Origin of the sequence: Pseudomonas sp. BJa5 (assembly GCF_030272875.2) — a bacterium.
Lineage (GTDB): Bacteria > Pseudomonadota > Gammaproteobacteria > Pseudomonadales > Pseudomonadaceae > Aquipseudomonas.
In genome coordinates this window covers 1-11129 of record NZ_JALRNG020000048.1, presented here as the reverse complement: position 1 = coordinate 11129, position 11129 = coordinate 1, and the positions used below count along the sequence as shown (strand labels likewise).

Annotated in this window: 11 protein-coding genes; 4 read left to right on the top strand and 7 right to left on the bottom strand. The window is 65.0% G+C overall.

Translation table 11 applies throughout. The features are described 5' to 3' along the window. Positions 1-27 precede the first annotated feature (27 nt). The gene (ompR, locus tag M2D63_RS22570; RefSeq protein ID WP_285865267.1) at positions 28-768 is read right to left on the bottom strand and encodes a two-component system response regulator OmpR; all 741 of its coding nucleotides are present in this window, start codon (positions 766-768) and stop codon (positions 28-30) included. Positions 769-1010: 242 nt separating this feature from the next. Between ompR and M2D63_RS22565 the strand changes: the two genes are divergently transcribed. The 4 genes from M2D63_RS22565 (at position 1011) to M2D63_RS22550 (ending at position 6078) form a co-directional block, all read left to right on the top strand. Further along, positions 1011-3329, top strand: coding sequence for a Tex family protein (locus M2D63_RS22565; RefSeq protein WP_285865266.1), 2319 nt, complete (start codon positions 1011-1013; stop codon positions 3327-3329). Continuing rightward, complete coding sequence (locus M2D63_RS22560; RefSeq protein ID WP_285865265.1) at positions 3329-3712, top strand: PaaI family thioesterase; 384 nt, start codon at positions 3329-3331, stop codon at positions 3710-3712. The genes M2D63_RS22565 and M2D63_RS22560 overlap by 1 nt, the downstream gene beginning before the upstream one ends. Positions 3713-3865: 153 nt before the next feature. Continuing rightward, on the top strand, positions 3866-5452 hold the full coding sequence (gene gshA / locus M2D63_RS22555) for a glutamate--cysteine ligase (protein ID WP_285865264.1): 1587 nt from the start codon (positions 3866-3868) through the stop codon (positions 5450-5452). Beyond that, a complete protein-coding gene (locus tag M2D63_RS22550) occupies positions 5452-6078 on the top strand; it encodes a TetR/AcrR family transcriptional regulator (protein ID WP_285865263.1) in 627 nt (208 codons plus the stop codon). Before gshA ends, M2D63_RS22550 begins: the two co-directional genes overlap by 1 nt. 88 nt (positions 6079-6166) lie before the next feature. Here the strand turns inward: M2D63_RS22550 and M2D63_RS22545 are convergent, their stop codons facing one another. The 6 genes from M2D63_RS22545 to ssuE form a co-directional block, all read right to left on the bottom strand. After that, the gene (locus M2D63_RS22545; protein ID WP_010221227.1) at positions 6167-6382 is read right to left on the bottom strand and encodes a molybdopterin-binding protein; all 216 of its coding nucleotides are present in this window, start codon (positions 6380-6382) and stop codon (positions 6167-6169) included. A gap of 20 nt (positions 6383-6402) precedes the next feature. Next, a complete protein-coding gene (ssuB, locus tag M2D63_RS22540) occupies positions 6403-7215 on the bottom strand; it encodes an aliphatic sulfonates ABC transporter ATP-binding protein (protein ID WP_285865262.1) in 813 nt (270 codons plus the stop codon). Then, positions 7212-8006, bottom strand: coding sequence for an aliphatic sulfonate ABC transporter permease SsuC (gene ssuC / locus M2D63_RS22535; RefSeq protein ID WP_285865261.1), 795 nt, complete (start codon positions 8004-8006; stop codon positions 7212-7214). The genes ssuB and ssuC overlap by 4 nt, the downstream gene beginning before the upstream one ends. A gap of 10 nt (positions 8007-8016) precedes the next feature. Then, entirely contained in the window at positions 8017-9165 is a 1149-nt protein-coding gene (gene ssuD / locus M2D63_RS22530) for an FMNH2-dependent alkanesulfonate monooxygenase (RefSeq protein ID WP_285865260.1), read from the bottom strand. Between the two features lie 58 nt (positions 9166-9223). After that, entirely contained in the window at positions 9224-10189 is a 966-nt protein-coding gene (locus M2D63_RS22525; RefSeq protein ID WP_285865259.1) for a sulfonate ABC transporter substrate-binding protein, read from the bottom strand. An 86-nt stretch (positions 10190-10275) separates the two neighbouring features. Beyond that, positions 10276-10869, bottom strand: coding sequence for an NADPH-dependent FMN reductase (gene ssuE, locus M2D63_RS22520; RefSeq protein ID WP_285865258.1), 594 nt, complete (start codon positions 10867-10869; stop codon positions 10276-10278). Between the last annotated feature and the right edge of the window lie 260 nt (positions 10870-11129).

The following is an 11129-nucleotide window of genomic DNA, read 5'->3' as shown; positions in this document are numbered from 1 at the left end:
CAGTGACCGGCGCCTACAAACGAAACATCACTTGCTGGTATTGCCATCCGGCACGAAGACGTAACCGACGCCCCAGACCGTCTGGATATAGCGCGGCTTGGACGGGTCCGGTTCGATCATGCGGCGCAGACGGGAAATCTGTACGTCGATGGAACGCTCCAGCGCATCCCATTCGCGGCCACGGGCCAGGTTCATCAGCTTGTCGCGGGTCAGCGGCTCGCGAGCATGCATGACCAGGGCCTTGAGCACGGCGAACTCACCGGTGGTGAGCATGTGCACTTCGTCGCCGCGCTTGAGTTCGCGGGTGGCCAGCGACAGCTCGTAGTCGCCGAAGGTGACGGTCTCGTCTTCGCTGCCCGGAGCGCCCGGTACCGCCGGTGCCTGGCGGCGCAGGACCGCCTTGACCCGGGCGACCAGTTCGTCGGGGTTGAAGGGTTTGGCCAGGTAATCGTCGGCGCCCAGCTCCAGACCCTTGATCCGGCTCAGCTCGTCGCCCTTGGCGGTGAGCATGATGATCGGTACCTGGTTGTTCGCCGCGCGCAGGCGGCGGCAGGCAGACAGGCCGTCTTCGCCCGGCAACATCAGGTCGAGGACCACCAGATTGAATACTTCACGGGCCAGCAGGCGGTCCATCTGCTCGACGTTGGGCACGGAGCGGGCGCGGTAGCCCTTGCTGGTGAAGAAACGTTCCAGCAGGCTGCTCAGGCCCGGGTCGTCGTCGACGATGAGAATTTTTTCGCCTTCAGTGGTTTGTGCAGTGCTGCTCATGGATAGCTCCTCTAATCTCGGCACGCATTATGGCTTAGCCGCCATTGACCGTGCCGTGTGCATTGTTAGCAGATTTTTCCCCATGTGCCAGTTCTGCCTGGCTGCAAGCTGGCGCGCTGCCATCACCGCAACCCCGGTTGGCTGGGTATAATGCGCCGCTTTCAGCCAGCGCCGCATTGCCCCGAAGCGCCCTCCGGCGCCCGCCCGCGGCCTTTTGCAATCACAATTTGTCAGGTGGTTTTATGGACAGCATCAACAGCCGCATCGCCGAGGAACTCGGCGTCCGCCCGCAACAGGTCGAAGCGGCCGTGGCCCTGCTTGATGAAGGCTCGACCGTGCCTTTTATCGCCCGTTACCGCAAAGAAGTGACCGGCAGCCTGGACGACACCCAACTGCGTCACCTGGAAGAGCGCCTGCGCTACCTGCGCGAACTGGACGAGCGCCGCGTCAGCATCCTGGCCAGCATCGAAGAGCAAGGCAAGCTGACCCCGGAACTGGCCCGCGAGATCAAGCTGGCCGATACCAAGACCCGCCTCGAAGACCTGTACCTGCCGTACAAGCAAAAGCGTCGCACCAAGGGCCAGATCGCCCTGGAAGCGGGCCTTGGCGAGCTGGCCGACGGCCTGATGAACGACCCGCAACTGAGCCCTGAAGCCGAAGCCGCCCGCTTCGTCGATGCCGACAAAGGCGTCGCCGACGTCAAGGCCGCCCTCGAAGGCGCCAAGTACATCCTCATGGAGCGTTTCGCCGAAGACGCCAGCCTGCTCGACAAGCTGCGCAGCTTCCTCAAACAGGAAGCGGTGCTCAGCGCCCGCCTGGTGGCCGGCAAGGAAGAGGAAGGCGCCAAGTTCCGCGACTATTTCGAACACGACGAACTGCTCAAGAGCGTGCCGTCGCACCGCGCCCTGGCCATTTTCCGCGGCCGCAACGAAGGTGTCCTGGCCGCAACCCTGAAGGTCGGCGAAGAACTGCCGGGCACCCTGCACCCATGCGAGCTGATGATTGCCGAACGTTTCGGCCTGCAGAACCGCAATCGCCCGGCCGACAAGTGGCTGGCCGAAGTGGTGCGCTGGACCTGGAAGGTCAAGCTCTACAGCCACCTGGAAACCGACTTGTTCGGTGAGCTGCGCGACAACGCCGAAGGCGAGGCGATCAACGTCTTCGCCCACAACCTGCACGACCTGCTGCTGGCCGCACCGGCCGGCCCGCGCGCCACCCTGGGCCTGGACCCGGGCCTGCGCACCGGCTGCAAGGTGGCGGTGGTGGATGCCACCGGCAAGCTGCTCGACACCGCCACGGTCTACCCGCACGTGCCGAAAAACCAGTGGGACCAGACCATCGCCGTGCTGGCTGCGCTGTGCGCCAAGCACTCGGTCGAACTGATCGCCATCGGCAACGGCACCGCCAGCCGCGAGACCGACAAGCTGGCCGCCGAGCTGATCAAGAAATACCCGGCTCTGAAAATGACCAAGATCATGGTCTCCGAGGCCGGCGCTTCGGTGTACTCGGCCTCCGAACTGGCCGCCAGGGAATTCCCGGACCTGGACGTGTCGATCCGTGGCGCCGTGTCCATCGCCCGCCGCCTGCAGGATCCGCTGGCCGAGCTGGTGAAGATCGACCCGAAATCCATCGGTGTCGGCCAGTACCAGCACGACGTCTCCCAGCTCAAGCTGGCGCGCGGCCTGGATGCTGTGGTCGAGGACTGCGTGAACGCCGTCGGCGTCGACGTCAACACCGCCTCGGTGGCCCTGCTGGCGCGTATCTCCGGCCTCAACAGCACCCTGGCGCAGAACATCGTGGCCCACCGTGACGCCAACGGTGCGTTCAAGACCCGTGCGGCGCTGAAGAAAGTCAGCCGCCTGGGCGAGAAAACCTTCGAACAGGCCGCCGGCTTCCTGCGCGTCATGAACGGCGACAACCCGCTGGACGCCTCGGCAGTGCACCCTGAGGCCTACCCGCTGGTGCAGCGCATCGCCGCCGAAACCGAGCGCGACATCCGTTCGCTGATCGGCGACAGCGGTTTCCTCAAGCGCCTGGACCCGAAGAAATTCACCGACGAAACCTTCGGCCTGCCGACCGTCACCGACATCCTCCAGGAACTGGACAAACCCGGCCGCGACCCGCGTCCGGAGTTCAAGACCGCCGAGTTCCAGGAAGGCGTCGAAGACCTCAAGGACCTGCAGCTGGGGATGATCCTCGAAGGCGTGGTCACCAACGTCACCAACTTCGGTGCTTTCGTCGACATCGGCGTGCACCAGGATGGCCTGGTGCATATCTCGGCGCTGTCGGAGAAATTCATCAAGGACCCGCGTGAAGCGGTCAAGGCCGGCGACGTGGTCAAGGTCAAGGTCATGGAAGTCGACATCCCGCGCAAACGCGTCGGCCTGTCGATGCGCATGAGCGACACCCCGGGCGAGAAGATCGATGGCGCCCGTGGCAGCCGCCCGGGCTCGGCGCCACGCCAGCAAAGCGCACCGGCCCGCGCCAAGGAAACCCCGGCGCCGTCCAACAACGCCATGGCGGCGCTGTTCGCCAACGCCAAGCAGTTGAAGAAGAAGTGATGGAGGCTCCGCAAGAGGTTGTCCTCAGCGCCTTCAGCCAACTGCTCGGTTGCCGCCTGCAGCGCCTGGAGGCGGGCGTTGCAGAAATGACCCTGGACATGCAGCCGCACCTGCGCAACCGGGGCGGCAAGCTACACGGCGGCGCGATCTTCAGCCTGGTGGACACCGCCATGGGCCTGGCCTGCTCCAGTGCCCATGGTTTCGACCAGCAGAGCGTCACCCTGGAGTGCAAGATCAACTACCTGCGCGCCGTCGGTGAAGGCGAAGTGCTGTGCATCGCCCGGGTGCTGCATGCCGGACGCCGCACCCTGGTGGTCGACGCCGATGTGCTCCAGGGCGACAAGTTGGTGGCAAAAGCCCAGGGAACCTTCGCTGTCCTCTAGCCGCAAACAGCCAAATTGCGATACTTTCGGCAGAGCGCAGGCACTGCCGAAAGCCCGCCGATACCAGGCGACAACGCCAGTTCCTCTGTCCACCCTTGTAGACCGTCAACGCTACCCCCATATTGGGGCGACTGACGCGTGAAGGAATCCATCTTGAGCGAACTTCTCAACCGCCGCCTGAGCCTGCTCGGCCAGGGCGACAACCTCTCCCTGCTCAAGCAGTGCCTGCACGGCATCGAGCGCGAATGCCTGCGTGTGACCGAGGATGGTCGCCTGGCCCAGACCCCGCACCCCGAAGCCCTGGGTTCGGCGCTGACCCACGAGCAGATCACCACGGACTACTCGGAGTCGCTGCTGGAGTTCATCACTCCGGCCCTGACCGACCCGGCGCAGACCCTCGAAAGCCTGGAGAACATCCACCGCTTCGCCTACACCCAGTTGGGCAACGAGTACCTGTGGAGCCCGTCGATGCCCTGCCCGCTGCCGGCCGAGGAAGACATTCCGATCGCCTGGTACGGCACCTCCAACATCGGTCAGCTCAAGTACGTCTACCGCAAGGGCCTGGCCCTGCGTTACGGCCGCACCATGCAGTGCATCGCCGGGATTCACTACAACTTCTCGCTGCCGGAAAAACTCTGGCCGCTGCTGCGTGCCGCCGAAGGCAGCCCGCTGGACGACCGCGACTACCAGTCGGCGGCCTACATCGCCCTGATCCGCAACTTCCGCCGCTACAGCTGGCTGCTGATGTACCTGTTCGGCGCCTCGCCTGCGCTGGACGCCGGTTTCCTGCGCGGCCGCCCGCACCAGCTCGAACAGTTCGACGCCGACACCCTGTACCTGCCCTACGCCACCAGCCTGCGCATGAGCGACCTGGGCTACCAGAGCAACGCCCAGGCGGGCCTGACGCCCTGCTACAACGATCTCACCAGCTACACCGACAGCCTGCGCAAGGCCGTGGCCACGCCCTACGCGCCCTATGTCGAGGTCGGTACGCACAAGGATGGCGAGTGGGTGCAGCTCAACACCAACATCCTGCAGATCGAGAACGAGTACTACTCCAACATCCGCCCCAAACGCGTGACCTACTCCGGCGAGCGGCCGATCCAGGCGCTGATGGCCCGCGGCATCCAGTACGTCGAAGTGCGCTGCCTGGACATCAACCCGTTCCTGCCGACCGGCATCGAGCTGCCCGAAGCCCGTTTCCTCGACGCCTTCCTGCTGTTCTGCGCCCTGGAAGAAAGCCCGCTGCTGAAATTCGACGAGTGCGGCAACTGCACCGGCAACTTCCTCAAGGTGGTCAAGGAAGGTCGTCGCCCAGGTCTGCACCTGCAACGCGATGGCAAGCCGGTGGTGCTCAAGCAGTGGGCCGATGAGCTGCTCGAACGTATCGCGCCGCTGGCCGAGCTGCTCGACCGCAGCCTGGGCGGTGACGAGCACGCCCAGGCCCTGCAGCTGCAGAAGGCCAAGGTCAAAGACCCGGACCTGACGCCATCGGCCCAGGTGCTGAAAAGCATGACCGAGCGCAAAGAGAGCTTCAGCCGCTTCGCCCTGCGCCAGAGCCAGGCCCATGCCGAGTTCTTCCGCAGCCAGGCGTTGCCGGCGGACGAGCAACAGCGTTTCGAAACCGCGGCGCGCGAATCCCTGGAGGCCCAGGCCACGCTTGAGCGTGAAGAGAACAAGGCCGACTTCGACCTGTTCGTCAGCGCCTACCAGGCCAGCATCCTGGCGATCAGTAACTGATGAGCCGCGTCCAGAGCGCCCGCAAGCCCCGCGCCAGCAGCCAGGCCAGGATCGATTCGATCCTCGCCGCGGCGCGGGCGCTGCTGGCCGATGAAGGTGTGGCGGGTCTTTCGATCTACAGCGTGGCCGAGCGGGCGCAGATTCCACCGTCGTCGGTCTACCACTTCTTCGCCAGCGTGCCGGCCCTGCTTGAAGCCCTGACTGCGGATGTACACTGTGCGTTTCGCGCCTGCCTGCAGGCGCCGATCGAGACCGCGCAACTGAACACCTGGCACGACCTGTCGCGCCTGGTCGAGCAACGCATGCTGAGCATCTACAACCAGGATGCCGCGGCCCGCCAGTTGATCCTCGCCCAGCATGGCCTGAGCGAAGTGACCCAGGCCGACCGCCAGCACGACATCGAACTGGGCGACCTGATGCACAAGGTGTTCACCCAGCATTTTCAGCTGCCGGTATTGCCGCAGGATGTGGATGTGTTCGCCCTGGCCATGGAGCTGGGTGACCGTGTATATGCCCGCTCGGTGCAGCTGCACGGGCAGATCACCCCGCGCATGGCCGAGGAAGGGATGCGGGTGTTCGATGCGTACCTGGGGTTGTACTTGCCACCCTTCTTGCCTAAACGCTGACCACGCAATCGCGGGGCAAGTCGAGTCGTCGCACCGCCGCTCCCACACCTGTAGGAGCGGGCTTGCCCCGCGATAAGATCGCCGCCATTCAAAGCTTGGCAATCGACACTTCGGTGGACTTCACAAAGGCAATCACTTCACTGCCAATGGTCAGCTCCAGCTCGCGTACCGAGCGGGTGGTAATCACCGAGGTGACGATACCCGAGGCGGTCTGCACATCGATTTCCGACAGCACCGGGCCTTCGAGGATTTCCTTCACGGTGCCCTTGAACTGGTTACGCACGTTGATCGCTTTGATGGTCATCTGCTTGCTTCCTTTTTTGGTCAATGAGCCCAACGCAATTGCGTAGGCAACGGTGCTACGGGTTCCGGCCCGGGCGGCGTGCCCGGTACCGAGAGAACACGGTTGAGGACTTCGGTTTCCAGCGCGGCCAGGCGATGGGAACCACGTACACGGGGACGAGGCAGGTCGATGCTGAGGTCCAGGCCCACTTCGCCGTCTTCGATGAGGATCACCCGGTCGGCGACCGCCACCGCTTCGCTGACATCGTGGGTGACCAGCAACACGGTGAAGCCATGCTGGCGCCAGAGCCGTTCGATCAGTTGCTGCATCTCGATACGGGTCAGCGCATCCAGCGCCCCCAGCGGCTCGTCGAGCAGCAACAGGCGCGGCTGGTGGATCAAGGCGCGGGCCAGGGCCACACGCTGCTTCTGGCCACCGGACAAGGCCGCCGGCCATTCATGGGCACGCTCGGCCAGGCCGACCGCTTCCAGGGCTTGCAATGCCTGCTCCCGCCAGTTGCCTGACAGGCCCAGGCCGACGTTATCGATCACCTTCTTCCAGGGCAGCAAACGCGCCTCCTGGAACATCAGGCGGGTGTCTTCGCGCGCCTCGCCGAGCGGCGCCGAGCCTGCCAGCAGCTCGCCGCCGGTGGGCTGGTCGAGACCGGCGAGCAGGCGCAGCAGGGTGCTCTTGCCACAGCCACTACGGCCGACAATGGCAACGAACTGCCCGGCCGGGATGTGCAGGTCGATGTCGCGCAATACCTGGCGCTGGCCGAAGGTTTTCTTCAGGTTCTGCGCCGCCAGCGGAATGCCGCGCAGCAGCCGTGCCGGTGCTTCCTTGAGGATGGTCATGCGCCCTCTCCCCGAACAGGTTGATAAGCCGGGTGCCAGCGCAGCCAGACCCGCTCCAGGCCCCGCGCCGCCAGGTCGGCGAGCTTGCCGAGCACGGCGTAGAGGACGATGGCCAACACCACCACGTCGGTCTGCAGGAACTCCCGGGCGTTCATGGCCAGGTAGCCGATGCCGGCGTTGGCGGAAATGGTTTCGGCGACGATCAGGGTCAGCCACATGAACCCCAGGGCGAAGCGCACCCCGACCACGATCGACGGCAAGGCGCCGGGCAGGATCACCTGGCGGAACAGGGCAAAGCCCGAAAGGCCATAGCTGCGCGCCATTTCCACCAGCGCCGGATCGACGTTGCGAATGCCGTGGTAGGTATTCAGGTAGATCGGGAACAAGGTGCCCAGGGCGACCAGGAAAATTTTCGCCGACTCATCGATACCGAACCACAGGATCACCAACGGGATCAGCGCCAGGTGCGGCACGTTGCGGATCATCTGCACCGAGCTGTCGAGCAGGCGTTCGCCCCAGGTCGACAGGCCGGTGATGAAACCCAGTGCCAGGCCGATCGAGCCGCCGATCAGGAAGCCGAGCGCGGCACGCCAGCCACTGATGGCCAGGTGGGTCCAGATTTCGCCGCTGCGCACCAGTTCGACACCGGCGCTGAACACCGCGCTGGGGGCCGGCAGGATGCGCGTCGACAGCCAGCCAGCGCTGACCGCCAGTTGCCAGACTGCCAGCAGCAGCAGCGGCAGCGCCCAGGGCGCCAGGCGCTGCGGCCAGGGAGTGGATGTTCGACTCATGACCCGGCCCTCAGCGCTGCGCCGTGGATTTGGGCAGGATGTCGTTGGCCACCATCTCGCCGAAGGGGCTCACGTAACCACCGCTTTTCGGCAACTGCGGACGCTCCACATCCAGGTGCGGGAACAGCAGTTCGGCAACCCGGTACGACTCCTCCAGGTGTGGATAACCGGAGAAGATAAAGGTATCGATGCCCAGCGCCGCGTACTCCTTGACCCGCGCCGCCACGGTCGGCCCATCGCCGACCAGCGCGGTACCGGCGCCACCGCGCACCAGGCCGACACCGGCCCACAGGTTGGGGCTGACTTCCAGGTTGTCGCGACTGCCGCCGTGCAGCGCGGCCATGCGTTGCTGGCCCACCGAATCGAAGCGCGCCAGCGAGGCCTGGGCGCGGGCGATGGTGTCGTCGTCCAGGTGCGAGATCAGCCGTTCGGCGGCCTGCCAGGCCTCGGCGTTGGTTTCGCGCACGATCACGTGCAGGCGGATACCGAAGCGCACGCTGCGACCTTGTTTGGCGGCCTTGGCCCGCACTTGCTCGATCTTCTCGGCCACCGCCTCTGGCGGCTCGCCCCAGGTCAGGTACAACTCGACCTGCTCGGCGGCAAGGTCCTGGGCCGCTTCCGAGGAGCCGCCGAAATACAGCGGTGGACGCGGCTGCTGGATCGGCGGATAGAGCAGCTTGGCGCCTTTGACCTGGATATGCTGGCCATCGTAATCGACGGTTTCGCCTTCCAGCACCCGACGCCAGATGCGGGTGAATTCCACCGAGGCCTGGTAGCGCTCTTCGTGACTGAGGAACAGGCCATCGCCGGACAGCTCTTCCGGATCGCCACCGGTCACCAGGTTGAACAGCGCACGCCCGCCGGACAGCCGGTCCAGGGTCGCGGCCTGACGCGCCGCCACGGTTGGCGAAATGATGCCGGGGCGCAAGGCGACCAGGAACTTCAGACGCTGGGTCACCGGTATCAGCGATGCGGCAACCAGCCAGGAGTCTTCGCAGGAGCGACCGGTCGGGATCAGCACCCCGCCAAAGCCCAGGCGGTCGGCAGCCTGGGCAATCTGCTGCAGGTAGCCATGATCCACGGCGCGGGCGCCTTCGGCAGTGCCCAGGTAGTGGCCGTCGCCATGGGTGGGAAGAAACCAGAATACGTTGAGGCTCATTGGAGTTGTCTCCTGAAGGGAACGCAAGCCGGGGCGGCGCCCCGGCACGGGCGAATCGTCAAGGCGCGCTGGCGACCTTGGCCGGGGGAGTCCAGATCACATCCTTGATACTCAGCGGCTTGGGAATCAGCTTGAGCGTGTGGAAGGTGTCGGCGATTTTCTGCTGGGCATCGACCACCTCCGGGGTGAGGAAGTGGGCGCCGTAGCCCTGGCGCTTGACCGAGGTCAGGGTGATGTCGGCCGGCAGGCCCAGCAGCGGCGCCACCTGGTCGGTGACCTCCTGCGGGTTGGCCTTGGACCACTCGCCCACGGCGCGCACTTCCTCGACCAGGGTGTTGATCACCTCGGGGTGCTTCTGGGCGTAGGGTTTGGTCGCCAGGTAGAACTGATGGTTGTCGACGATGCCTTTGCCATCGCGCAGGGTGCGGGCCTGCAGCTGTTGTTCGGCGGCGGCCTGATAGGGGTCCCAGATAACCCAGGCGTCGACACTGCCGCGCTCGAACGCGGCGCGGGCATCGGCAGGCGGCAGGAATACGGGCTGGATGTCGCTGTACTTGAGGCCGGCGTCTTCCAGGGCGCGGACCAGCAGGTAGTGGACGTTGGAGCCCTTGTTCAGCGCGACCTTCTTGCCCTTGAGCTCCTTCACCGACTGGATCGGCGAGCCCTTGGGCACCAGGATCGCCTCGCTGTGCGGCGCTGGCGGCTCATAGGCCACGTACAACAGGTCGGCACCGGCGGCCTGGGCGAATACCGGCGGCGTCTCGCCGGTCACGCCGAAGTCGATGGAGCCGACGTTCAGGCCTTCAAGCAGCTGCGGGCCGCCGGGGAACTCCGTCCATTGCACCTGCACGCCCTGCTCCGCCAGGCGCTTTTCCAGCGAGCCCTTGGCCTTGAGCAGCACCAGGGTGCCGTACTTCTGGTAACCGATACGCAGGCTCTCGGCCTGGGCTTGAGTAATGGCGCCGAAGGACACAGCCGCAGCAAACAGAGCGACCAGACCACGACGCAAAATGACAGTGCGCATAGCGCTCTCCTTTTGCTTTGGGGTTCAGGCTGCACCTGCTTGCCCGTTGGCGGGCGAGTAAGGTGGGGGTTACTTCAGGTTGGGCCTCAGATGCTCCAGCGAGCACTGAGCAGACGTTCATTCAACACTCCTGGGGCGACCGGCTTCGGCCGGCGTGCCAGGGCACCGTGGAACAGCTCCAGCGATTCGTTCAGGCGTTGCTCCAGGGCCGGCGCCAGCTGGGCGGCAGCGCTGCCTTCGCCGTAGGCGATCTGGCTGTCGTCGGCGAAGATGCCCTGGAGGATTTCCTGGGCCTTGAGCGCCGACAGCACCGGCTTGAGCGCGTAGTCCACCGCCAGCATGTGGGCGATGCTGCCACCGGTGGCGACAGGCAATACCACCTTGTGGCTCAGGGCGCGTTCGGGCAGGAGGTCGAGCAGGGTTTTCAGGGCACCGGCGAAGGACGCCTTGTATACCGGCGTTGCCACGATCAAGCCGTCGGCCAGTTCCACCAGTTGCAGGAAGTGCTGGATTTTCGGGCTGTCGAAACGTGCGTGCAGCAGGTCTTCGGCGGGAAAGTCGCGGACCTGGAAGGTCACCACCTCCACGCCCTGGCCTTGCAGCCACTGGCGGCTGCGCTCGAGCAACACGCCGGAGCGTGAACGTAGACTGGGACTGCCACCGAGAGAAACAACCAGCATTGGAGCGCTTCCTTGATCTTGATCCAGAGGGCCGCGAGGTGGATTTCTCGCTGGAATGGAGAGACCTTAACAGCTCGATACATATACCCATAAATCATATTTTTTCATTTGTTTATTCCAAAACTTAACACAACCCGTTGTGGGAGCCGGCGATGAGGCCGGTGTGATCCCCATCGCAGGCTCCGCCAGCTCCCACGGTCGGTAGGCGATTGCCGGGTATCTGTGGGAGCTGCCGCCAGGCTGCGATCGGCCGTGAAACG